Genomic DNA, 23,702 nt, shown 5'->3' on the forward strand with positions numbered 1-23,702 from the left:
TGCACCGGCGCCGCCCGTGCTGATCAGGGCAAACGCGGAGATGCCGGGCCCGTTCACAGGGTTTTCACAGAGACGCTCGGGCTGAGGTTCAGGTTCGGCGGTCAGGTTGAACCCTGTGACGACCGCCCCCCTACGCCACCCCAACGGCGCGCCCGTTCGCGTGCTGGTGGTGGACGACGAACGAACCCTCACCGACCTGCTCACCATGGCCCTGCGCTACGAGGGCTGGCAGGTCCGTTCCGCCCCCGACGGCAACACCGCCGTCAAGGAGGCCCGCGACTGGCGCCCCGACGCCGTCGTCCTCGACGTCATGCTTCCCGACATCGACGGCCTCGGTGTCCTGCGCCGTCTGCGGGAGGACGACCGCGACATCCCGGTCCTCTTCCTGACCGCCCGCGACTCGGTGGAGGACCGGATCGCCGGCATCACCGCCGGTGGCGACGACTACGTGACCAAGCCGTTCAGCCTGGAAGAGGTGGTCGCCCGGCTGCGCGGGCTGATCCGCCGCACCAGCCTGGCCGCCCAGCCCCCGGAGGCCCAGTTGACGGTCGGAGACCTGATTCTCGACGAGGACAGCCACGAGGTCACCCGGGACGGTGCGGTGGTCAAGCTGACCGCCACCGAGTTCGAGCTGCTGCGGTACCTGATGCGCAACCCGCGCCGGGTGCTGAGCAAGGCCCAGATCCTCGACCGGGTCTGGAACTACGACTTCGGCGGTCAGGCGAACGTGGTCGAGCTGTACATCTCGTACCTGCGCAAGAAGATCGACCGGGGCCGGACCCCGATGATCCACACGGTGCGGGGTGCGGGCTACGTGCTCAAACCCGCGGCGGCCTGATCCGATCCACCCTCAGGTGAGCAGACGCAGATCCAGACGCGCCGGCGCGCGCCGGGGGCAGTACACCCTGCGCCGGCGCCTGGTGCTGCTGTCGATCGCCCTGACCGTGCTGATCAGCATCGTCATCGGGCTGGTCAGCGTGCTGTCGCTGCGGGTGTTCCTGGAAGACCGCCTGGACAGCCAGCTCACCTCCGCGGTGCGCCGCTCCCGGGAGGCGGCCGACCGCCCGCCCGGCCGGTCCTTCTTCGAGTCCGACGGCGTGCCGGCGATGCTTTCCAGCGACTCCCGGCGCCGGAACTTCCCCGGCCCGGCCTTCCTGAACGCGCCGGGCCAGGGCGAGGACACTCTGGGCGCAGAGATCAGCACCAGCGGCAGCGTGGTCCGCGCCGCCGTGCTGGGCTCCACCGGCAGCGGCACCGCCCTCACCGCACAGCAGAAGAGCGTGATCGTCGCGGTCCCGGCCGACCGCCGCCCGCACACCGTCGACCTCGGCGGCGACCTCGGCCGCTACCGGGTCCTCGCGCAGACCACCCAGGGGCCCGACGGCGAGCAGGTCGTCCTGGTCACCGGCCTGCCGCTGAGATCGGTGCAGGCCGTGCTCTGGCGGCTCACCGGGGTGGTCACCGCGGTCAGCGTGCTCGGCCTGCTCACCGTCGGCGTGCTCGGCGGTGTGATCGTGCGCCGCACCCTGCGCCCGCTGAACCGGGTCGCCCAGGTCGCCTCGGGCGTCACCGAACTGCCCCTGCACCAGGGCGAGACCGATCTGCCGGTCCGGGTGCCCGCGCAGGACACCGACCCGGCCACCGAGGTCGGGCAGGTCGGCGCCGCCCTGAACACCCTGCTCGGGCACGTCGACGGCGCCCTGCAGGCCCGCAACGCCTCCGAGGCCCGGATGCGCCGGTTCGTGGCCGACGCCAGCCACGAGCTACGCACCCCGTTGGCCTCGATCCGCGGCTACGCCGAACTCACCCGCCGCTCCCGGGCCGAGATCCCGCCCGAGGTGGCGCACGCGCTGAGCCGGGTGGAGTCGGAGGCGATCCGGATGAGCGGCCTGGTCGAGGAACTGCTGATGCTGGCCCGCCTGGACGGCGGCCGCCCGATCGCCCACGACCCGGTCGACCTGACCGACCTGCTGGTGAACGCGATCAGCGACGCGCAGGCGGCCGGCCCGGAGCACCGCTGGCGGCTGAACCTGCCGGAGGTGCCGGTGGTGGTCGACGGCGACGAACCGCAACTGCACCAGGTGGTGGTGAACCTGCTCGGCAACGCCCGCGTGCACACCCCGCCGGGTACCACCGTCGAGGCCGCGCTACGCCTGCTGACCGATCGGAACGGTTCCCCCCAGGCTCTGCTCACGGTCACCGACGACGGCCCGGGCATCGCCCCCGACCTGCTGCCGGAGGTGTTCGAACGCTTCGCCCGCGGCGACAACTCCCGCTCCCGCACGGCCGGCAGCACCGGCCTGGGCCTGTCCATCGTCTCGGCCGTGGTCACCGCCCACGGCGGCGAGGTCTCGGTGACCAGCCACCCGGGGCACACCTGCTTCTCGGTGCTGCTGCCCGCCGAACCCCCCGAAGACCCCTTCGAACCAGAGGACGACCCGGCCCACCTTCTCGGGTCGGGCCCAGTCACCTAGGCGACGGCGAGGACGAGCAGGGCCACGTCGTCACGTTCGGGGGAGAACGCCCGCACCGCCTCCAGCACCGCGTCGGCCACCGCGTCGGCCAGCTGGGTGGCCGGGTGCGGCAGGGCGGTCAGCTCGGCGTGGTCGATCCAGGGGTCGCGCTCGTACTCGGGGTGCTCCCGCCGCCAGTGGGCCGAGGGCCAGTCCTCGCCCACTGCATGCGGCACCGCGGCCAGCACCTCGGCCAGCCGCTTCTCCCCGAACTGCTCGTCCCCGGCCCGGGCCTCGGTGACTCCGTCGGTGTAGGCGAGCAGGACGTCTCCGGGCGCCAGCTCGACCACCACCTCGTGGACCTCCACGTGGGGCAGCAGGCCGAGCGCGGTGCCAGGACGGCCGACCGCGTGCACCGAACCGTCGTGGTGGCGGCGCAGCAGCGGCGGCGGGTGACCGCCCAGGGTGAGAGTGACCCGGAGCCGGTTCCCACCGGAGGCGTCCGGGCCCGGGTCGCTGACCAGGCCGTAGACCACGGTGCAGAAGCGCTCCAGGTCGTCCGGGGTCTGCAGGGCCCGGTTGAGCTGACGCAGCACCTCGCTCGGGGTCCAGCCCTGGGCGCTGAGAGTGCGCACGGTGTAGCGGGCCATCGAGGTGACCACGGCGGCGTGCACCCCCTTGCCGGAGACGTCGCCGAGGACGAACGCGGACTCGCCGCTGCCCGCCGGGTGCACGTCGTAGAAGTCGCCGCCGACTCCCTCGCCCCGGGCCGAGGGCACCGAGCGGGCGGCGAAGCGCAGGCCGGGCAGCTGCGGCAGGGAGGCCGGGCGCAGGCTCTGGCGCAGCGTCTCGGAGAGCCGGGTCTGCTCGTTGAGCAGCTCACGCAGCTTCTTCTCGGTGCGATTGCGCTCGGTCACGTCGCGCAGGACGACCAGCCGGGCGATCTGCCGGCCCACCGGATCGGTCACCCAGGTCATCGAGACAGCTACGTCACGTGGCGGCCCCAGCACGAGCTGCTCGCCGGAATGCTCCCGGGACCGGTCCTGTCCGGTGGGTCCCGGGAGCGCGGAAGGGTCCGCCGCCACCCGGTTGTCTCTCAGGTCGATCTGCCGGTGCACGGCCGGGGAGAAGGGCCGCTCCAGGGCGGCCACCCGCAGCGGCCCGTTGGTCAGGCCCTTACCGGTCTGCGGCAGCTCGGACAGTTCCAGCTCGGGCCGGGTGAACAGGCCGCCCCAGAAACCGGTGAGCGCCTCGTTCACCTGGTCGAACTCGGGCATCGGGTAGATCAGGACCTCGTCCTCGACGGTGTCCACCGACGACCCGACCTCCTGTTTCTCCAGCACCGGGGCCAGACCGGGCACCACGTCGACCACGTAGCGGCCGATCATCACCCGGCGCGGGTAGCTGATGATCGAGGCCGCCGCCGCGTTCACGTCGACCACCCGGCCGTACACGTCCAGCACCAGCACCCCGTCGGCCATCTGCTCGATCACGATGCCGCGGGCCACCGGCGTGAGGTCGAGCAGGCGCAGCCGGAAGAAGCCCCAGACCAGCACCACCGCGGTGATCCCGAACAGGAACGGAGTGGGGTCGACCATGCCCTCGTCGGCAAAGGTGGCGTTCCACAGCAGATTGCCCACACAGGGCAGCAGGGAGGCGGCGATCAGCAGGGCGCCCTGGCGGCGGTAGGGCGGGGCGATCCGGGCCAGCCGGGACAGCAGCACCAGGTCGGCGCCGAGCATGAGCACGTACACGTAGGCGGCGTGCGGCCAGAACAGCGGGCCGGGCCGCGGGGTCTGGGCCAGCAGCACCTGGTCGGTGACCGAGTAGTCCTGGATCAGCCCCCGGGTCTGCGGCACCGCCAGCAGCGTCATCACCACCACGGGATGCACCGCCAGCAGTGCGACGGATCTTCGGGACATTCGGCCGCGGCCGGTGTAGGCGAAGACGAAACTCCACAGCGCGGGCGGCAACGCCACCACACCCAGGTACTTCAGGGCCGACCAGAACATCGCCACGTCGACGTCGGTGCTGCTCAGTTCGAGCGCGTAGCAGACCGACCAGACCTTGACCGCGAGCAGCATGGCGATCAGCGGGCGGCTGCCCACCCCCTGCCGGTTGGCCCAGACGAACCCGGCCAGCGAGAGGTAGCCGACGCCTCCGGCGACGAGCGCGACCACGAGCCAGGCCGACCACGACATCGCGCTCGACACCTCCCGCCGGCCACGTCACCCGTCACTGTCAGGGGCAGGCGCTACGCGTCAATTGCCCAGGTGAACAGGGTATGGGAGCGTCCGGCGGGCCGCAGGGTGATGCGACTATCCACGGATGATCCGGGCGGCCTCCCCGGGCCTGCCGAAATGGTACCCCTGGGCGTAGTCGCAGCCGATCTCCCGCAGCCGCCGGGCCTGGCGGCCCGACTCCACACCCTCGGCGACCACCCGCATCCCGTGCGCGTGGGCCAGGTCGACGATCGCGGTCACCACGGCGTCGGCCCTGGAGTCCTCGCCCACCGGGGCCACGAACGAGCGGTCGATCTTCATGAAGTCGAAGCTGTAGCTCTGCAGGTTCGACAGCGCCGAGTGGCCCGAGCCGAAGTCGTCGATACCGACCCCGATCCCGGCCGAGATCAGCTGACGCAGGGCGCTCTCCACCGCCGGGTCGACGTCGACGAAGGCCTGCTCGGTCAGCTCCACCTTCAGCTTCTCCGGGCCGAAGTCGCCCCGGCGCACCGCGTCGATCAGGTGGAAGGCCAGGCCGGGGTGCTCGGTGGAGCGGGCCGACAGGTTGATCGCCAGCCACGGAGTCAGCACCGGGCCACGACCGGAGGGGTCGGCCACCCGGGCGTCGGCCGCGCGCAGCCGCTCGGGGTTCTCGGTCCAGTCGCGCAACTGCTCGATCACCGTGTTGATCACCCAGGTGTCGACGTCCACGATCAGGCCGGTGCGCTCGGCGATCTCCAGGAATCGGCCGGGGGCCACGAGGTGCTCACCGCCCTGCGGGTCCTGCAGCCGGACCAGGGCCTCGGCCCCGACGATCCGGTTGGTGGCCAGGTCGATGATCGGCTGGTACTCCAGCATCAGCCGGTCGTCGGCCAGGGCCAGCCGCAGCCGCTGCTCGGCCCGCCGCCGTTCCCGGGTGGCCTCGCGCAACTGCTCGTCGAAGACCGCGTAGCCGTCCCGTCCGGCGTCCTTGGCCCGGTGCAGGGCCACGTCGGCCTCCCGCAGCAGGTCGGCGCCGGTCGAACCGGGCCGGCCGCGGTTGCTGGCCACGCCGACGCTGCCCGGGCAGATCAGCACCTCGCCGGACTCGGGCAGCACGTACGGGGCCCGCAACGCCTCGAGCATGGTCTGGGCCAGGCCGCTCACGTCGGCCTGGGACATCCCGGCGGGGGCCAGCACGGTGAACTCGTCCCCGCTCATCCGGGCGATCAGCGAACCGTCCGGCACCACCGCGACCAGGCGCCGGGCCACCTCGATGAGCAGCCGGTCTCCGGTCTCGTGGCCCAGGCTGTCGTTGATCACCTTGAACCGGTCGAGGTCGAGAAGCAGCACGCTGAGCGCGTTCTCCTCGGTGCCCGGGGTCGGGCTGGTGCGTAGCAGCGACTGCACCCGGCGCTCGTAGGCGGACCGGTTGCCCAGCCCGGTGACCGGGTCGGTGGCGGAGATCCGCTCCAGCTCCATCCGGTCCCGGACCTGCCGGGTGACGTCGATGGTGGCGCCGTAGACGGCGGTGATGCTGCCGTCGGGGGCCCGGCCCGGGGTGGCCCACGACTGGACGTGCCGGATCTCGCCGCCGGTGCCGATCAGCCGGAAGGTCTCGACCCAGGCCTCGTCACCGTTGTCCGGGTCGAGGTCCACGTCGACCTGCCGGGCCCGGGCCAGGTCGTCCGGGTGCACGAAGGCGTGCCAGCGGGCCAGGTCGGGCTCGAAGGTCTCGGCGGAAACCCCGACGAGCCGGTACATCTCGTCCGACCAGGTGAGTTCCTGGCTCTGCGGCCGCCACTCCCAGGTAGCCAACCCCGCAAGTTCCTGCGCGGCACGTAGTCCGGCCAGGCCGGAGCGCAGCGAGTCGGCGTCCCGCTCGAAGGCGGTGATGTCGACGACCCCGCCCCAGGCCCCGAGAAGGTCGCCGGAATCGTCCCGACGCACCTCGCTCCAGGCGTAGGCATGCTTGGCCTGACCGTCGCGGGTGCGCAACCGCAGAGCACCGGCCACCCCCCGCCCGCTGAGCACGGCCTGGACCGCGACATCGAAGCGACCCCGATCGGCGCCGGCCAGAACCTCACGCACGGAGGAGAGGTCGAGCTCGGCGTCGGCAGGCAGCCCGAGCAGCCGGGCGACCGGCGAGGACCAGGTGACAGCGCCGGTTCCGGCGTCCCACTGCCACAGGCCCATGCTGTCGGCTGACGGCATCGAGCTGGGCAGAGCAGATCCCGATGATGGACGCTCGCGGCGACTACGCGGGCCCGGCATGCGTGCGGTTTCGGGCTGGCTACCGCCGGCGAAAAGGGTTGCCCCGGAGCCGGCCAGGCCACTGCCCGTGGGCGGGGTGAGCAGGCCGAGTCCGGTCTCGGGCGGCGGGTTGGGCTGAGAACGATTGACGACGCGTGGGGCCTCGCGGAGTTCGGCAAGGCGGGCGTGCATGGTGGTCGGGGCGGGCAGAGGCGCGGGCATTGGCGCAGACATGGGTGCGGGCGCGACGGTGTCCAGGTCGAGAACCTTCTCCCGCACCCAGATCTCGTCGTTCTCCTCGACCGGGAGCTCGATGGCCGCGGCCGGTTCTGCTGCTCTGGCCGCCGTTTCGTCTGCCGACTGCCGCCGCTGACCCCGCCCAGCCATCGCGGCTACGTCCGCCGCGCGCATGACCACAGGTTCGCTCGTCCGGCCACGCCGGGGTCGCGGCTCAACCTCTTCGACCGCCGCGACATCCACCGCAGCATCGACGGCCTCGTCCACAGCACCGACCTGGCCCAGCTCTTCCACCAGCTCCGGCTCCCAGGCCGACGCAGCTTCGTCGGCCGACTCTGCCGCTGTGACCGGCATCTGCTCCTCGACCAGCGCTGACGGTCCTGCGGGCGCTGCCCCTTCGGCCTGCCACACCTGCTCCGAACCAACGAGTTCTTCGGCCGACATAGCCGCTACCGCCGGTCGAGCTTCTCCGGTCAGCCCAGACAGACCAGCCCGCGAGGCATCCGCTGCCCCTTCGGCCTGCCATGCCTGCTCCAGCCGAGCCGCCTGCTCCGAACCAGCGGCTTCGTCGGCCGACATCGCCGCTACCGCCGATCGGGCTTCCCCGGTCAGCCCGGACAAACCAGCCCGCACGGCATCCGCATTCGCCGCTTCTTCGGCCGGCCAAGCCTCTTCGGCCTGCCACGACGGTTCCGCCAGAGCCGCCCCCTGCGAATCAACAGGTCCTTCGGCCGACGTCGCCGCTGCAGCCAGTCGCTCTTCTCGGGTCAGCCCAGCCTGTACGGCATCCGCAGTCGCCGTCGGCCCTTCGGCCCGCCACGCCTCTTCGGCCTGCCACGACGGCTCCGTCAGAGCCGCCCTCTCCGAACCAAGACGTTCCTCGGCGGACGTCACGGCCGCAGCCCGGCGCTCATCTCCAGTCAGCTCAGCCAGCCCAGCCCGCAGAGCATCTGCAGTCGCCGCCGCCTCGGCAGCGCGCCGCTCATCTCCGCTCAGGCCGACCTGCGCGACTCGCCGGGCTTCCTCGGGCAGCGCCACTCCTCGAGCCAGCGCCTGCTCTTCCAGCCACGCCGACCGCCCGGCAAACCCCGCCTCATCAGCCGACGACACCTGCTCCGCCTGATCGGTGGCCTCCTGAGGCGCCACGTCGCCGACCGCGTCGCCGGCGGCCACGGCATGCGTTTTCCGGTGCGGCAGGCGCGCGATCATCACATCGCGGGCGGCCGCGACCTCACTGGCCGACACTCGTTCCTGGGCCAGCGCAGCCTCTCCAGCCAGCGCGGCCTCTCCAGCCAACGCGGCCTCTCCAGCCAACGCGGCCTCTCCAGCCAACGCGGCCTCGCCAGCCGGCGCAACCTCCCAAGCCCGCGCCGCCTCATCAGCGGGCCACACCCGCTCAGCCTCTTCGGCCAACACTCGCTCGTCAGCCCGCGAAGCCTCATCAGCCATCGCGACCTCACCAACCGGCGTGACCTTTCCAGCCGCAGCCGCGCCGGCCGGCGCGACCCCCCAAGCCCACGCAGCCTCATCAGCCGACCACACCCGCTCAGCCTCTTCGGCCGACACTCGCTCTTCAACCCACGAGGCCTGATCAGCCATCGCGACCTCGCCAACCGGCGCGACCTTTCCAGCCGCAGCCTCGCCGGGCAGCGCAGACCTTTCGCCCCGCCCAGCCGGCTGAGCCAGAGCGGCCTCCTGCCCCAGCGCAGCCCCCTGCCCCAGGGCTGCCTTTTCAGCCAACGCGGCCTGAGCAAGCGCAGCCTCTTCGGCCAACGCGGCCTCTTCGGCCAACCTCGCGGCACGGTCCCGCTCCCGGCGGGCCCGTCGCTCCCCCATCCGGCCCGCGCCCAGCTCAGCACTCGGCTCGGCACTCAGCTCAGCGCTCGGCTCGGCACTCGGCGCACCAGGGCCCGAAGCCCCGAACACCGGCTCGCCGAGCGTGGCCACCGGAGCGGCCGGGGCAGCCGAGGCCGCCGCGGACTCGTCCTCGAAGTCCTCGTCCGGGCTCAGGGCCTCGTCCAGCGACTCCTCGGCGGCCCAGTCGAACGCCTTCTCGGCCGGGCTCGAGGGCTGGGACTCGGTCTGGTGTGCGCGCTGCTTCGGGGTGAACAAGCCGAACGGGTCGTGCTGGTTCTTCTCGGTCGGGCCGGAGTGCAGGGGCACGCTCGGACCGGACGGAAGCATCGGCTCGGCCGCCGCCAGAGCCCCGAAGACCGCCGAGGCAGCCGGGTTCTGCGGGTCGTAAGAGACCTCGGCCGACTCCTCGAGCGGCAGGGCCGGGATGTTCGGCGTGAACCAGTCGTCGAAGGCCGGACCCGATTGCCCCGAGCCGAGCGACCACAGCGACGCATTCGACAACGGACGCCCGACCGTCTCCGCAGTACTCGCCCAGGGCTGCGCAGCCTCAACCACCGGCTCGGCCGGGGACGCAGCAGACGCCGTCCCGGCCACCGTGATCACCTGCGCGCGCTCGTCTTCCGGCGCGGCCACCGTCTGCACGACCTCACCCGGCACCAGTGCACGCCCGCGCCCCCGGGAAACCGGCTCAGTATCGCCCTCTTCGAGCATCGCGATCCGCTCGCCCGCAACCTCGGCCAGGTCGGCCGTCGCCTCGATGTCGGCGTCGGTGAACCAGCCCGGCCGGTCAGCGGTGAAGGCCAGCACGGCCAGCACCTCGCGGGTGATGCTCGCGTGCCGCCCGGTGGCGGCCGGAGCTGCGCGCAGCAGCGGCACGGCCAGCACGGCGGCCGCCGAACCGCAGCACTCGGTGGTCAGGTCGGCCGAGCTACCGGCCAGGGGGATGCTCTCGGTGCTGACCTCGAGCTCGGGCGAGGCCACGTGCTGGATCAGTGCGGTGCCCCAGGCGGCGCCGCACGCGGTGTTCTCCAGCAGCACCTCGGTACCCAGCTCGACGTTGTCGTCACCGTAGGAGGCCGTCCACACCAGCTGGTCGTCCACCACCGAGGCGATCCGGGTCGGCGCGTCCATCAGCAGGCCGGCGTCACGCACCAGCTCGGCGAGAACGTCGGCGGCGTCCGGCCCGGAGTCGGCGATCCGGTGCAGGGCCGAGTCCAGGGTGACTGCTTCCTCGACCACCGGAAGGGCGACCTCGATCGCCCCGGAAGCCGTTGCGCCCTCGACAGCCGCGGGATCGCGGACGACGTCTACCACCGGGGTCTCGATGTCACCCTCCGACGCAAGCCCTGCCGTAGCGATCGGCCGCGTCAGCGGCACCTCGGAAACGCTGCCGAGCGCACCCGCAACGGGCCCGAGGTCGGCCTGAGAATCCACGTACGACTCCGCATACCCGACGGTCAGGTCCGGCGTGACCCGCACTCCAGCGTCATCCGTCCCGCCCGGCGCAACCAGCTCGGGGTCGGCCATGCCGTGAACCTCCGCCACGCTCTCTTCGCCGGTCTGGTCATTGCGTGACCGGCCGACCTGCGGAGCCCACCACGCGGAATTCTCCTGGGACACCGGGCCCCCGTCCCCTCCGGGAACCGGGGCGGACTTCGCCCCCGGCCTCCCGCTCTGCTCGTCCCCCGCGGTGTCGTCCACGGGCTGTTGCGCTGCGGCAACGGTGCCGGCCGGAGAAGCCGCACCCTCGAAAGCTGTCTGTTCAGTAGCGACCGGCTGGGCACTCGACAGTCGCGGCGTCTCCGGTCGGGCTGCTCCCAGCCACCCCGTCTGACTGGCAGGTGCCGGCTGCCCCGGCCAACCCGACTGACGCTCTACCCCCGACGGACGCTGCCCCACCCAGGCGGAAAGGTCTCGCTGGTTGCGCCCCATCTGCAGCCGGGGCGCCGGACGGGGCGAGCGCCCCGCAGAACGACCGTTCACCACGTCGCCCCAGGTGGCGTCCTCTTGAGCCGGGGTCGCCGTATCGGCCGGCGCGCCCCCGGAAGGGGCACCGACCCCCGCACCAGGCCCACGGACGTCTTCAATCGGTTCTTCCCCCTCGGCGAACGAACCGTTCCGTTCGGGCCGACCCCCGTCATCTGTCGAACGGGGTAGGAGCGAGCGCAGGATGGGGCCGGCATCGCGGTCCGACGGGCGCTGCCGATCGCCGCGCCGCCCACCGCCGCCCTTGGCGCCACTGCCGTGCAGGAGCGTCATGCCCCCTCCTTCCCGTCATCGCTCGACCCGACCTCGCCACGGATCGTGTTCTTCCGAGTGTGGAGAGTAGTCGGTTTAGCCTTGTCGGCGCACCCGGGTCGGGCTCATGGACACCACTACGTAGCCGTCACATCAGCCCCTGCCACCTCTTGTCCCCCATCCTCGGGTCGGCCGGTAAGGCGGTGGAGCACAAGGGATTCCGTTCACCGACAAATGTGGCAAGAGCTTCCCAACCACATCGGGCAAACGCGCCGAACCCCGCATCCCGACCGGCGCGACGAAGCAGCCAAGGATCAGGACACGGGGCGGTGGCGTTTACAGAACGTCGTCGGCGACGAGAGCGGAAAGCAGGTCGGCCGAACGTCGTAGGGAGTTCCTCCTGCGCTCGGCGGGCGGTAAATCCGTCGGTTCAGACCTTGCGAGGCCGCCCGTAGAGGCGCCGGGAGTAGAGGTAGGCCAGCACGGTCAGGCCGACACACCATCCGGCCGCCACCCAGGCGGTTCCGGTTTCCAGTTCGCCGCCGAGCAGCAGCGAGCGCAGCGTGTCCATGATCGGCGTGAACGGCTGGTACTCGGCGAACCAGGCCAGCCCGGAAGGCATCGAGTTGGTCGGCACGAACCCGCTGCCCAGGAACGGCAGGATCACCAGCGGCAGGCCGTAGTTGCTGGCGGTCTCCACCGAGCGGGCCAGCAGACCGCCGGCCACCGAGATCCAGGCGACCGCCAGCGACATCCCGGTGAGCAGAGCGGCCACCCCGAGCCAGTCCAACAGCCCGGCCTGCGGCCGGAATCCGGCGGCGAGACCGACTGCGAAGACGATGACCAGTGAGATCAGGTTCTGCACGACCGCACCGAGGGCGTGCCCGGTCAGCACCGATCCGGGCGAGATCGACATCGAGCGGAACCGGGCGATGATGCCGGTGGTCATGTCCATCGCCACGGTGGTCGAGGTGCCGGTGGCCACCGACCCCACCGTCATCACCAGGATCGCGGGCATCACGTAGTTGGCGTAGTCACTGCGGTCACCACCGGCCGGCCCCGCCCCCGCGGTGAGGCCGGCTCCGAGCGTGTCGCCCAGCACGAAGACGAACAGCAGGTAGAACACCAGCGGGATCGCCACGACGATGACGGTCAGCTCGGGATACCGCCGCAGCCGCCGGATCTGGCGGCTCAGCATGGTGATGGAGTCACGCAGTGGCTCAGGATGGGCCGTGCCCGTCATCGGAAAGACCGTACTCATCGAACTGCCTCCGGGTTCCGGGACGTGGTGGCCGGCTGGCCGGTCAGGGCCAGGAAGACGTCGTCGAGATCGGGCGTGTGCAGCACGATGTCGTCCACCGCGACCTGCTGGGCCTCGAGCTGATTGAGCAGATCCCGCAAACTGGGGACGTTTGCGGGCCCCATCACGTCGAGGCTCAGGTCGGCGGGACTCACCTTTGCGGTACTGAGCAGACTCTCGGCGCGGGCCAGGGCGACCTGGTCGGCGAAGCGCAGGGTGATCCGGCCCCCGGGGACGAGCCGTTTCAGCTCTGCCTCGGTCCCCTCCGCCACGATCTTCCCGCCGTCCAGCAGAGCGATCCGGTCGGCGAGCTGGTCGGCCTCTTCCAGGTACTGGGTGGTGAGCAGGACCGTGACGCCGTCGGCCACCAGTTCGCGCACCACGTCCCACATCTCGCGTCGGCTGCGGGGATCCAGGCCGGTGGTGGGTTCGTCGAGGAAGACCACGTGGGGCCGCCCCATCAGCCCCATCGCGAGGTCGAGCTTGCGCCGCATCCCGCCGGAATAGGTCGTGGGCAGCTTGTGCGCCACGTCGGTCAGGCCGAACTGACCGAGCAGCGTCCGGGTCCGGCGCTCGTTCTCGGCCCGGTCGAGATGGTGCAACTTCCCCATCAGCGTAAGGTTCTCGGCGCCGGTGAGCAGGTCGTCGATCGCGGCGAACTGCCCGGTCAGGCCGATCGCCGAGCGCACCCGGGCGGGCTGGGTGGCCAGGTCGTGACCGGCGATCCGCACCACCCCGGCGTCCGGCGCCAGCAGAGTGGCCAGAATGTTCACGATGGTGGTCTTTCCGGCGCCGTTCGGGCCCAGCAGAGCGAACACCGTGCCCCTGCCCACGGCCAGGTCGATCCCGTCCAGAACGGTGCGGTCACCGAAAGACTTGCGCAGACCTCGGACGTCGATCGCGAGTTCGCGGGTGAGGTCCGGCGATGCGGGTGGAACGTCGGTCTGTGCCATGATGCGCTCCCTGGTGAGGTTTTCGGTCAGGCCCGCCGCAGCACGATGTCGCCGTAGTTGACCGAGGCGCGTACCTGGACGGTCAGTTCGGACCCGCCGGGCCCGTCCGCCGCCTCGAGAGAACTCCGCACGCTGCCGTGCCGGGTGTGCACGTCGAGCCAGGCGGCACTGCCGTGGGCGATGCCGATCTCCAGTTGCCCGTAGCTGGTCTTCGCCTCGATCTGCCCGCTGCAGACCGAGTTCAGCAGGATGTCTCCTGCCGGGGTGCTGGCCACCACTCCGGCCAGGGCCCGCTGCACCCGCACGTTGCCGGTCGAGGAGGACAGGCGCAGTTCGCCCCCGCCCTGCTCGACCCGGATGTCACCGAGCGAGGTCTTCACCGTGGCCGCCGCCTCGGTGCGCCCGACCGTGATCGAGCCCATCGAGCTGTTCAGCTCGGCCGGGCCGGTGGCGAGCTCCAGACGGACGTCGCCCATGCCGGAACGGGCCCGCACGTCCGCGGTCTGCTCCATGACGACCTCGCCCATACCGGTGTCGATGTCCACGCTGCCGAGCTCACCGTTGGTGCGCACGTCGCCCCAGCCCCGCACCTCGAGGCGGGACGCCGCGGGCAGGGTGATCTTGATGTCCACCCGCTCGCTGCCGCCGAAAAGGTTGCGCAGGCGGGACTTGGTGGTGCGCGGCGTACGCAGGGTCAGCCGGGCACCGACGAGTTCGACGGTGATCCGCTCGGCCTGCTGAACGTCGGCCGCGCGGGAGGAGCTGTGCGGCACGATCTCGACCGTGGTGGTCCGGCCGCGGGCCACCCCGGTCACCGTGACGTTGGCTCCGCCCACGTCGACCAGGGCGTGGATGGGCTCAGGAGTGTCGAACGTAGGCATGGCCGCGCTCACCGCACCCAGCCGGTGATGCGCTGCGCCGGGCCGGACTGCGGCAGGTACGACGGCGCGGCGGGCGGGGCCGGAGGAACCGGCGGCGGGGGAAGGTTCGGCCCGTCGAGCACCTGGCCGATCGAGCGAACGAGCCAGGCGTTGACCGAGAGACCCGCGGCCCCGGCAGCCTCCTCGACCCGGCCCTTGAGCCGCTCCGGAAGCCGGAGACTCAGGCGCGCGGTGCCCCCGTCGTCCTCCGGCTCTTCCGAACTGGCCGGGGCCGCTTGGACCGGCTCAGCCGGCGCGGTGGTCGGTGCAGTGACTGCGAACTGGACCTCCCGGCCCAGCAGGCGCACCTCGACCGACCCGGACGGCAGGTTGTCGGTGATCTCGCCCGCCGCCTCGACCAGTGCATCCAACAGCACCAGACGGATCGACGGATCGAGGACGTGGGCCATCTTCTCGGCGATGGCCAGAGCCTCGTCGCCACCCACCTGACCAGCGGCGTACAGGTCCCGGTGGAGGCGGGCGCCATAAGCGGTGACATCCATGCGCACCATAGTGACGTCACTGTGGCGTCAAAGTCCAGAGCCTTGACGTCATGGCTGCCGCCAGCCGTGACGCCACCCCCAAAACCAAACTTGGGGTGACCCGTGCGCCGTCGCGCAGGTCACCCCAAGGGCCGCCCGCCGGAGCGGGCCGTTCGGTGGATCAGGCCGGCTGGTACGTGAGGCAGTTGGCCCCCGCGCTGCCCGAGCCCGCGCCGACCCGCACATCGCTGGCCGAGCACTCCAGGTCCTTGTTGAACGTGCAGTCGGTGCGCTGGCAGGCCCCCACCTGGGCGACGACCTTGTCCAGGCCGCCCTTGCGGGCCAGCGGGATGAAGGTGCCGCAGTCGGCACTGCCGTTGTTGCCGGCCACCGTGATGGCGAAGGCGTGGCAACCGTCGTGGTTGTAGCCGCAGCCGTCGACCGAGCACTCACTCACCGCGGGCATCGTGGTCATGGCGGAACCTCATTCCTGGACGTGAATTCGCTACTGGCTCTGCCGCACAGATCACCAGGTAATTCCCGGCCGCGCAATTCAGGAATTGTAAGGTAATGCTTTCCTCAGGTCGGAGAGGAAAGCATTACCTTAGTCTACTGAACTGGTAGTCATCCCAGGCCAGAGCTCCTCTGATAATTCCGGGACATGAGGCGTGCGCAATTCATGCCGGGCATTCCAGACCGGCCGCGGGTAAAAATTTCTGGGCCGGGCGTGTCGCGGTCCGGCCGCATGACCTGAGAGGTCATCGCCATCACCGGCAGCGCGATCTAGCGTCGGGCCATGACTGCTTACGCCATCGCCCACTTTCCCACCGTCGACCTGAACCACGAGGTCGTCGAGTACCTGCAGCGCATCGACGCCACGCTGGAACCGTTCGGCGGCCAGTTCCTGGTGCACGGGGCTCAGACCCACGTGCTCGAAGGGGAGTGGCCCGGCGCCGCTGTCGTGATCTCGTTCCCCGACCTCGCCTCGGCCCAGGGCTGGTACGACTCGCCTGCCTACCAGGCCATCCTGCCGTTGCGGCTCCGGAACAGCACCGGTTCGGCGATCCTCGTGGAGGGTGTGCAGCTGCCGCACGCGGCCACCGACATCCTTGCCGCAGAGGCGTCTTGAGGCGGTTTTCGCCGGGCGGCCGGGAGGGCACCGGATGAACACCGTTATCCTGGCCGGGTGAGTGCGCGGGCTGCCGAGCTTCAGCTCGTTCAGGGCAAACTCCGCGTGCTTCGCGCCGGGGTGTTCTCGGCCTGCGCGGTTTCCCTCGCCGCCGCCGCTCACGTGCTCGCCGGTGGGGCTGCCCCGGCGCCGTTCCTGCTGCTGACGCTCGGCCTGCTGCTGGCCCCGCCGGCCGCCGTGGCCGCGGGCCGGCTGCGCGGCGCTGTGCCGGTGGGCGGCACCATGATCGCTGTCCAGGCCGCCCTGCACTGGCTGTTCGGCGTGTTCTCGGGCACCGCTGCCACCTGCGCCCAGATGTCCGCCCACCTGGGCCATCCGGGTGAACCGAGCAGCATGGTCTGCCACGGCGGCCCGATGACGATGGCCGAGATGGGCACGAGCTCGCCGCTGATGACGCTGGCCCACCTGGCCGCCGCCGGCATGCTCGGCCTGCTGCTCAGCCGCGGCGAGAACGCGCTGTGGCGCATGCTTTCGTGGATCCTGCGGAAGCTGCCCGGCCGATTCCGCCCCTTCCCGGCCACTTCTCGCCCGCGCCGCGCCGTCGCGCGCCGGGCCCTTCCACTTTCCCCCGATCCTCTCGCCGGAGCTGTCGGGCGGCGCGGCCCACCCCGCCGCATCGCGATTTTCGCCTGATCACAACGTGATCCGTGTCCGGCCCCGGGGCCGGAAGTCTCTGCCCGTCAGCACCCGAGCTCAGTGCGCGACCCGCGCATTCAACGCATCGGGCTGAGCGCAGACAGATCTGCATCGACGCCCCCGCTCGGCGAGCCGAACGAACACCCACGCCTGCCCAGCACCGGTGCGTCCACCCGTCCTCAAACAGCCCTTCGGCGCTGCCGGACCATCAGAATCTTTCGAGGAGTTCCATCACCATGCGCGCAAACACCCACCGCTCAAGCCGTCTCGCCCTCGCCGCCACCGCCCTGGCCGCGGTCGCCGCCCTGTCCGCCTGCGGCGGCGACTCCGAGGCCGACACCGCCGAGGACGTGAAGGTGGTCGGCGGTCAGGCCGCGGCCACCGGCGCCGACAGCCTGACCATCGAGGACCCGTGGGTGAAGACGGCCGACACCAAGGCCGGGATGACCGCGGTCTTCGGCACGCTCACCAACGACGGCGACGCCGACGTGGTGGTCGAGTCGGCCAAGACCTCCGCCTCCGACACCACCGAACTGCACGAGATGGTGATGAAGGACGGCGCGATGGTCATGCAGGAGAAGGCCGGCGGCTTCAGCATCCCGGCCGGGGGTGAGCACGAACTGGCGCCCGGCGGCGACCACCTGATGGTGCTGAACCTGACCGAGCCGATCGAGGCCGGTGACGAGGTCACGGTGCGTCTGACCCTGGGCGACGGATCCACCGAGGAGTTCACCGCGCTGGCCAAGGAGACCACCGCCGGCGAGGAGAAGTACGACGAGGACGGCGGCATGGAGATGGGTGAGCCCAGCGAGGACGCCACCGACGAGATGGGCGACGAGATGGACATGGAAGGCGCTCAGGAGTGACTCAGCCTCCACTGAGCCGGCGCCGCCTCCTGCTCGGGGGCGGCGCCACCCTCGCCGGGGGCGGGCTGGCCGGTGCGGCGGCTGGGTTGGCCTGGTCAAACACAACTGCGTCCCCGGCGATGCAGACTGTGGCCGAGCAGACCAAGGGCACAGAACAGATCGCGTTCTACGGAGCGCACCAGCCCGGCATCGAAGACCCGGCTCAGGCCCACGCGCGCTTCCTGGCACTGGACCTGAAACCGGGCGCCGACGCGGATCACGTGCGGCGGTTGCTGCGGCTGCTCACCGATGACGCGGCCCGGATGATGCGCGGTGAGGTTCCGCTGGCGGCCGGTGATCCGGAACTGCCGTCGCTGCCCTCCCGGCTCACCGTCACGTTCGGCTTCGGTCCGGGGCTGTTCGACGCGATCGGGCGGCCCGACGACTGCCCCGACGTGATCCGCAACCTCCCCACCTTCACCACGGACCAGTTGGAGGACCGCTTCTCCGGCGGCGATCTGCTGATCCAGGTGTGCAGTGACGACCCGGTGCCCCTGTCCTACGCTCTGCGTCGTCTGACCAGAGACTCCCGTGAGCTGGCATCCATCCGTTGGTGTCAGAGCGGTTTCAACCCCGCCCGGGGCAGCGAACCCGCCGGGACGACGCACCGCAACCTCTTCGGTCAGCGCGACGGCACCGCCAACCCACCGGGCGCCACCACCGAGTTCGCGGACACGGTGTTCTCGACCGGCCCGGAGTGGCTCAAGGGCGGCAGCATGCTCGTTCTTCGCCGCATCCGGATGGATCTCGACGACTGGGACGATCTGGGCCGCCCGGCCAAGGAAATGGCCATGGCCCGGAAGATGAGCGACGGCAGCCCGGTCACCGGGGGTACGGAGCAGGACGACCCGGACACGGCGGCCGTGGACCAGGACGGCTTTCCCATCGTGGCGCAGGAGGCCCACGTTGTGCAGGCCACGGCCCGTGCCCCCGAAGAACGCATGCTACGGCGGGCGTTCAGCTACGACGACGGCCCCACGGCTGACGGGAAGCCCGATTGCGGGCTGCTTTTCGCCGCGTACCAGGCCGATGCGGCCAAGGCTTTCGTGCCGGTTCAGACCCGGCTGGCCTCGGCCGACGCGATGAACGAGTGGATCACGCACATCGGCTCGGCCACCTTCGTGGTGCCTCCTGGCTGTGCCGAGGGCGAGTTCGTCGGTCAGGCCCTGGTGGGTTAGACCCGATCACCTGCCGGCGCCGTTCTCCCACCCGGGGGAACGGCGCCGTCCCAGGCAGGGGTCCCGATTTAACCCACAGCAACAACTGCACCTTAAGTTTCGCCGGATGCGGTGGGCGGACCCGTGTACGGGCTCGTAGACCGCACGGCGTGGGCAATGATGAACGGGCCAAGTCATAGTCTTCGAGTTGGGACCGCGCATGCGACCTCGTCCGCTCATTCTTGCTCTGGGTGCCGCTTCGGCCCTCACCATCAGCCTGCTCGCCCCCGCCGGCGCGGCCAGCGCCGCCGGTGAGAGCACCCCGAAGCCGCTCGAGAAGATCGTGAAATCGGCGAACAGAGCCGCGACGGCCGGGGACGACTGCTCGATCACCGACTACGGCCCGCAGAAGATCACGCTCGGCCTGGTCGCCAAGACGGTGCAGTTCGCGGTCAGCACCACCTGCGACGACGCCGACCACGACATGAAGTGGGCGGTCACCGGCGACCTGTTCCCGGGCAGTGCCCACGCCACCTGGTTCGGCGCCTGCACCTACACCTACACCGGCCCGGCCACCCTGAACTGCCCCAAGGGCCAGGACGAGCTCGACGTGATCGGCACCGGCACGTTCAAGGGCAACCAGATGGCCGGTACGAAGAAGGCCTACATCTACGCCTTCGACGACGCCAACGGCAACGGCCGCGACGACGACACCAAGATCGAGTGCGACGACGACGGCAACTGCACGAAGACCTCCAGCGGCCGCGACGACATCACCGGCACCGTCCAGCTGCTGCGCCGCACCAGCTGGGGCAAGAACACCGACAAGGTGTCGAAGGAGAAGGTGAAGGCGGGTGAGCAGATCACCCTGACCTCGCAGCTCACCCGGGCCAACTGGGACACGGCGAAGAACGAGAAGTTCTCGCCCACGGTGAAACTGCAGTTCAAGCCGAACACCCAGTCCACCTTCAAGACGGTGCGCACCGTTCCGTCGACCGGGACCGGCACCAGCGTCACGGTGACCGCCAAACGTTCGGGTGTGTTCCGCTTCGCCTTCCGCGGCGACGAGCAGAGCAATTCCAGCATCTCCTGGGGCGTCGCGGTCACCGTCACCAAGTGACACCGTAGTCAGCGCACCGATGCGCCGAAGGGCCTGCCGCGCAGAGCTCTTCGGCGCATCAGCGTTTTGGGGCGATTCAGCCCCACTCCTGTGCCGCCTGGGTCAGAATGGGCCAGGTCCCCTACCTACCGGAGAAGGGATCAAGTTGAGTACACGTCTGCTCGCCGCCTTCGGCTCCGTCACCGTGCTGGCCCTCACGCTGATCGCCCCCACCACGGCCGCCGCGACAACCGCCCGGCCCGCGCTGGCCGACGACTGCTCGGTCCTGGACACCTCCCCCCACCAGGTCTCGATCGGCCTGAAACCGGTCACCGTCCAGTTCGACGTCGGCACCGACTGCGACGACGAGGACCACAAGATCGAGTGGGCGGTACGCGGCGACTACTTCCCCACCAGCAACGTCAGCTGGTTCGGGGCCTGCACCTACCTCTACTCCGGGCCGGACAGCTACATCTGCCCCGACGGCCGCGCCAAGCTCGACGTGATCGGCACCGGCACCTTCAAGGGCAACAAGATGGTCGGCCCCCAGGAGGTGCACGTCTCCGCCTTCGACGACGAGGACGGCGACGACCAGCCCGACGTCGGTGAGGGCAGCGCCGACGGCGAGAGCTCGATCTCCCTGCTGCGGCGCACCACCTGGGGCACCACGTTCAACGCCGCACCCGAGCCGCGCCGCAAGGGCCAGACGCTGAACATCACCGGTCAGGTCAGCCGGGCCAACTGGGACACCGGGCGCTACGAGAAGTTCGGCGCCTACGTGAAACTGCAGTTCCGGGCCGACGGCGAAGAGAAGTTCCGCAGCGTGCGCACCGTGTGGGACAACGGCGCCGCGGCCGAGACCAAGGTCAAGGCGACTCGTTCGGGCACGTTCCGCTACTGGTACCCGGGCGACGGCACGCATGCGGCCAGCGCCTCCAAGGGCGACCACGTGAAGGTGCTTCGAGCCAAGAACTGAACTGAAGACGTGTGTGGGCACCGACCGCGGTCGGTGCCCACACACGTCCTCAAAGCAAGAATTCACTGGCCGCGCACCGTCACGCCGACGTACCGTTCTGCTGACCAGGACGACCAGTCAAGGACGTGAGCCCTTGCTCCTCATCGGCCGACGCTCGTCAGACTTCACCTTCACGCTGAACCGCTGGCCGCTGCCCCCGCCGCGGGAACACCCCTGGGCAGCCCTCGGGCGATCAGGAGGACAGGGAAGGCGATCTCGAACACTGACCCTGGGGCCAAGAAGAGGAATCCGGCGGTGGACTCCAGCTCGACGCCCCCCGCGAACTCTGTGACCACGCCCGCCAGCAACGCCGCGTAGCCGATCAGGCCGAGGGTGGTCAGCCAGGTCGGCGCCGCGCCCGAAGTGCGCAGCAGGCCACAGAGAATCAGGCCGCCCACCCCGGTGAAGGCGTAGATGGTGGCGTCGTAGCTGGACAGGGCGTCGACGGTGGTCAGGAAGTAGATGCCGAGACCGACGATGGTGGCGCACTCGAGCAGGCGCAGACCCAGGTAGGCGGCGGCCTGCCGGGGTGCGGCCGGTCCGAGCAGGTCGCGCAGGATCACCCCGATGACGACCACGGCGATGCCGCAGACGATCTGGAAGAGCACGCCCGCCAGCAGTTTCCCGTTGCGGACTCCCTCGTCCAGCGCCTCGGTGAGCAGGGTGTTGCCGATCGCGAAACTGACGGTGGCCACGATGAACAGGACGCCGGCAAGGGCGGCGGGGCGACGGGCGGCGCTGGACATGTGGCCAAGGGTGGCGCCCGGCGCCCTCCCCAGCCATCCGGATCTTCCCTCAGCCTGTCCCTGACCCGCCCCTGAGAGCGCCCGTCTCCCGGGCCCGGCGCAGGTTGTCCTCGAACTTCCTGGTGATCGGGTGACCGGCCCCCAGGGTGCTCAGCGCCCCTTCCCAGGCCTGCGCGAAAAGCCTGAGGGCGGTTTCGGTCTCGCCGGTGCCGAGACACGCGTAGGCCAGGTTGTTCAGGCAGGCCAGGGTGTCCTGGTGGGTCGGCCCGAGGATCCGGCGGCGCCCGTCCAGGGCCTGCTCGTGCAGAGGCCGGGCGTCGGCCGGGTGACCGGCCCGGTTCAGGGCCGAGGCCAGGTTGTTCATCGAGGCCAGGGTGTCCAGGTGATCGGCCCCGAGCACGGCGCTGCGCTCGCTCAGCACCTGGGCGTGCAGGTTCAGGGCGGCCCTGATCCGGCCCACGGCCAGGTGGGCCTGGGCCAGGTTGTTCATCGAGAGCAGGGTGTCGGGGTGCCGTTCGCCCAGGGTCGCCCGGCGTCCGGACACCACCTTGCGGCACAGCCGGTAGCCCCGGAACACCTTGCCCGAGTCGGCGTAGGCGGCACTCAGGTTGCTCATCACGGTCAGCGTGTCGGGGTGCTGGGCGCCGAGTTTCGCCCGGCGCAGCCGGAGCACCTCTTTCATCAGCGCGATCGCCCGGGGCAGGTCGCCCGCCCGCTGGTGGGCGCTGGCCAGGTTGCTCTGCGAGATCAGGGTGCTGGGGTGGTCGGCGCCGAGCACCCGGGCGCGACTGGTGTAGATCGTCTCGAAAACACTGACCGGGACGGCTGTTCCGTCCAGGTCACTGTACGCACCGATTAGGTTGTTGGCGGCGGTGAGGGTGTCGGGGTGGTCGTGCCCCAGCGATTCCTGCCGCTCCTCGAGCACCTGACGCAGCAGGGGCACGGCGCGGCCGTAGTCGCCCACCGCCCGATAGCTCTCGGCCAGGTTGCCCAGGATGGTCAGGCTGACCGGGTGCCCGTCGCCGTAGACCGCGCAGCTCGCCGCGAAGGCCTTCTCATACAGCGGGATCGCCTCGGCCACCTGCCCGGCCGCACCTCGGGCGTAGGCCAGGTCGTGGGTCATCGTGATCAGTTCGGGCTGGGCCAGGCCGCCCGGATCGGGCCGGGTGGTGAGCACCGGGGCGAGCAGGTCGGCGGCGCGGGCGGCGTCTCCGGACGAGAGCAGGAGCCCGCCCAGCCGGCCGGCCGCCAGCAGGGTCAGCGGGTGCTCGTCGCCCAGCACCCGGCGGCACCCACCCAGCACGTCTTCCGCCGCCTCCACCGCGCGTTCCGGCTCGCCGGCCGACTGCAGGTGCCCGATGGCCAGCGTGACCATCTGGTTCACCGGCTCGAGAACACGCTGTTCGCTCATCGTCAGTGCATGATTCCACAGGGTGATCGCATGCCGGCCCAGCTCCCGGGCCGTGCGGCGTACCGCTGCGGCGTCGTCGCCCTCGGGGCGGGTGGCGGTGACCATCCCACTGAGGACGTCCGCCAGCCCTTCGATGCGGCCGGCGGCGGTTGCGTCGGTGTGGTCCTGGGCGCGCAGGGCGCGGGCGACCGACACCGGGATCTTGAGGACGCCGGTGCTCGCCTCGCGCTTCAGGCCGCCGGTGGCGATCAGGGCGTCTACGGCGGGAGCGAACCCCGGCAGTCGGGCCAGCACCTCGGGCCCCAGACCGTCGGGGTGGAAGTAGGCCAGGACGCTCAGGACGGCGTCGACCGCGGCCCCGCCGGCCAGTTCCGCGGCCGCCTGCCGGGCCCGGCCGAAGCTCTGTGCGACGTCGTCCTCACCTGGCGTCATCGCCCCCGGTTCCCCCACGGTCGCGATTTTGCCAGAGCAGGCCGCTCCGGCCAGGATCTCAACACCCCTGCACGCGGCCTTATCCGCGGCAAAACATAAATTCCCCCGCAACCGGGCAACCTTTGCTGGTTCTCACCCGACCTACAGCACGTACGGAAGGCCCCCGCGGGCATTCGGGTGTCTTCCGTACGGCTCGAGACAAGGACAAGGAGACGGCT

General features: G+C 70.7%; 17 protein-coding genes. 8 read left to right on the top strand and 9 right to left on the bottom strand.

Annotated elements, in window-relative coordinates; genetic code table 11:
* The first annotated feature begins 106 nt into the window (after positions 1–106).
* The gene (locus tag QSK18_RS02995; RefSeq protein WP_269809404.1) at positions 107–838 is read left to right on the top strand and encodes a response regulator transcription factor; all 732 of its coding nucleotides are present in this window, start codon (positions 107–109) and stop codon (positions 836–838) included.
* A gap of 16 nt (positions 839–854) precedes the next feature.
* Positions 855–2,474: a sensor histidine kinase gene (locus QSK18_RS03000; protein ID WP_285616494.1), complete on the top strand. Its 1,620-nt coding sequence runs from the start codon at positions 855–857 to the stop codon at positions 2,472–2,474.
* Here the strand turns inward: QSK18_RS03000 and QSK18_RS03005 are convergent.
* The 7 genes from QSK18_RS03005 to QSK18_RS03035 form a co-directional block, all read right to left on the bottom strand.
* Positions 2,471–4,654 carry a histidine kinase N-terminal 7TM domain-containing protein gene (locus QSK18_RS03005; protein ID WP_285616495.1) on the bottom strand — a complete coding sequence of 728 codons (2,184 nt, stop codon included), beginning with the start codon at positions 4,652–4,654 and terminating at the stop codon, positions 2,471–2,473. The two genes, QSK18_RS03000 and QSK18_RS03005, sit on opposite strands and share 4 nt — an antisense overlap.
* A 117-nt stretch (positions 4,655–4,771) precedes the next feature.
* Positions 4,772–10,528 carry a putative bifunctional diguanylate cyclase/phosphodiesterase gene (locus QSK18_RS03010; RefSeq protein ID WP_285616496.1) on the bottom strand — a complete coding sequence of 1,919 codons (5,757 nt, stop codon included), beginning with the start codon at positions 10,526–10,528 and terminating at the stop codon, positions 4,772–4,774.
* Between the two features lie 1,141 nt (positions 10,529–11,669).
* Positions 11,670–12,482 carry an ABC transporter permease gene (locus tag QSK18_RS03015; RefSeq protein ID WP_285616497.1) on the bottom strand — a complete coding sequence of 271 codons (813 nt, stop codon included), beginning with the start codon at positions 12,480–12,482 and terminating at the stop codon, positions 11,670–11,672.
* 14 nt (positions 12,483–12,496) lie between these two features.
* Positions 12,497–13,492 (bottom strand): ABC transporter ATP-binding protein, encoded by a 996-nt coding sequence (locus tag QSK18_RS03020; RefSeq protein ID WP_285616498.1) that lies wholly within the window; start codon positions 13,490–13,492, stop codon positions 12,497–12,499.
* 26 nt (positions 13,493–13,518) lie between these two features.
* Complete coding sequence (locus QSK18_RS03025; protein WP_285616499.1) at positions 13,519–14,373, bottom strand: DUF4097 family beta strand repeat-containing protein; 855 nt, start codon at positions 14,371–14,373, stop codon at positions 13,519–13,521.
* 8 nt (positions 14,374–14,381) lie between these two features.
* A complete protein-coding gene (locus QSK18_RS03030) occupies positions 14,382–14,915 on the bottom strand; it encodes a hypothetical protein (RefSeq protein ID WP_285616500.1) in 534 nt (177 codons plus the stop codon).
* A 160-nt stretch (positions 14,916–15,075) separates the two neighbouring features.
* Complete coding sequence (locus QSK18_RS03035; protein ID WP_232808366.1) at positions 15,076–15,369, bottom strand: DUF1540 domain-containing protein; 294 nt, start codon at positions 15,367–15,369, stop codon at positions 15,076–15,078.
* Between the two features lie 321 nt (positions 15,370–15,690).
* Here QSK18_RS03035 and QSK18_RS03040 point away from each other — a divergent pair, with 321 nt between their 5' ends.
* The 6 genes from QSK18_RS03040 (at position 15,691) to QSK18_RS03065 (ending at position 20,856) form a co-directional block, all read left to right on the top strand.
* On the top strand, positions 15,691–16,023 hold the full coding sequence (locus QSK18_RS03040) for a DUF1330 domain-containing protein (protein WP_285616501.1): 333 nt from the start codon (positions 15,691–15,693) through the stop codon (positions 16,021–16,023).
* Between the two features lie 57 nt (positions 16,024–16,080).
* The gene (locus QSK18_RS03045) at positions 16,081–16,716 is read left to right on the top strand and encodes a hypothetical protein (protein WP_285616502.1); all 636 of its coding nucleotides are present in this window, start codon (positions 16,081–16,083) and stop codon (positions 16,714–16,716) included.
* A 239-nt stretch (positions 16,717–16,955) separates the two neighbouring features.
* The gene (locus QSK18_RS03050) at positions 16,956–17,585 is read left to right on the top strand and encodes a copper chaperone PCu(A)C (protein WP_285616503.1); all 630 of its coding nucleotides are present in this window, start codon (positions 16,956–16,958) and stop codon (positions 17,583–17,585) included.
* Complete coding sequence (locus tag QSK18_RS03055; protein WP_285616504.1) at positions 17,582–18,802, top strand: Dyp-type peroxidase; 1,221 nt, start codon at positions 17,582–17,584, stop codon at positions 18,800–18,802. The genes QSK18_RS03050 and QSK18_RS03055 overlap by 4 nt, the downstream gene beginning before the upstream one ends.
* Before the next feature lie 199 nt (positions 18,803–19,001).
* On the top strand, positions 19,002–19,901 hold the full coding sequence (locus QSK18_RS03060) for a hypothetical protein (RefSeq protein ID WP_232808371.1): 900 nt from the start codon (positions 19,002–19,004) through the stop codon (positions 19,899–19,901).
* 145 nt (positions 19,902–20,046) lie between these two features.
* Complete coding sequence (locus tag QSK18_RS03065) at positions 20,047–20,856, top strand: hypothetical protein (protein ID WP_285616505.1); 810 nt, start codon at positions 20,047–20,049, stop codon at positions 20,854–20,856.
* Between the two features lie 170 nt (positions 20,857–21,026).
* On the opposite strand, the gene QSK18_RS03070 is transcribed toward QSK18_RS03065, so the two are convergent.
* Both QSK18_RS03070 and QSK18_RS03075 read right to left on the bottom strand, forming a co-directional pair.
* A complete protein-coding gene (locus QSK18_RS03070) occupies positions 21,027–21,641 on the bottom strand; it encodes a DUF4386 family protein (RefSeq protein ID WP_232808373.1) in 615 nt (204 codons plus the stop codon).
* Positions 21,642–21,690: 49 nt separating this feature from the next.
* Positions 21,691–23,502: a tetratricopeptide repeat protein gene (locus QSK18_RS03075; protein WP_285616506.1), complete on the bottom strand. Its 1,812-nt coding sequence runs from the start codon at positions 23,500–23,502 to the stop codon at positions 21,691–21,693.
* Between the last annotated feature and the right edge of the window lie 200 nt (positions 23,503–23,702).

It is taken from the genome of Kineosporia sp. NBRC 101677 (assembly GCF_030269265.1).
GTDB lineage: Bacteria > Actinomycetota > Actinomycetes > Actinomycetales > Kineosporiaceae > Kineosporia > Kineosporia rhizophila.

Bases quoted from the DNA above. Each gene is read 5' to 3' on its own strand.
- QSK18_RS03050 (WP_285616503.1), top strand. From the start codon at position 16,956: ATGCGCGCAAACACCCACCGCTCAAGCCGTCTCGCCCTCGCCGCCACC.
- QSK18_RS03025 (WP_285616499.1), bottom strand. From the start codon at position 14,373: ATGCCTACGTTCGACACTCCTGAGCCCATCCACGCCCTGGTCGACGTG.
- QSK18_RS03035 (WP_232808366.1), bottom strand. From the start codon at position 15,369: ATGACCACGATGCCCGCGGTGAGTGAGTGCTCGGTCGACGGCTGCGGC.
- QSK18_RS03040 (WP_285616501.1), top strand. From the start codon at position 15,691: ATGACTGCTTACGCCATCGCCCACTTTCCCACCGTCGACCTGAACCAC.
- QSK18_RS03015 (WP_285616497.1), bottom strand. From the start codon at position 12,482: ATGACGGGCACGGCCCATCCTGAGCCACTGCGTGACTCCATCACCATG.
- QSK18_RS03030 (WP_285616500.1), bottom strand. From the start codon at position 14,915: ATGGATGTCACCGCTTATGGCGCCCGCCTCCACCGGGACCTGTACGCC.
- QSK18_RS03005 (WP_285616495.1), bottom strand. From the start codon at position 4,654: ATGTCGTGGTCGGCCTGGCTCGTGGTCGCGCTCGTCGCCGGAGGCGTC.
- QSK18_RS03010 (WP_285616496.1), bottom strand. From the start codon at position 10,528: ATGGCCGACCCCGAGCTGGTTGCGCCGGGCGGGACGGATGACGCTGGA.
- QSK18_RS03070 (WP_232808373.1), bottom strand. From the start codon at position 21,641: ATGTCCAGCGCCGCCCGTCGCCCCGCCGCCCTTGCCGGCGTCCTGTTC.
- QSK18_RS03020 (WP_285616498.1), bottom strand. From the start codon at position 13,492: ATGGCACAGACCGACGTTCCACCCGCATCGCCGGACCTCACCCGCGAA.
- QSK18_RS03060 (WP_232808371.1), top strand. From the start codon at position 19,002: ATGCGACCTCGTCCGCTCATTCTTGCTCTGGGTGCCGCTTCGGCCCTC.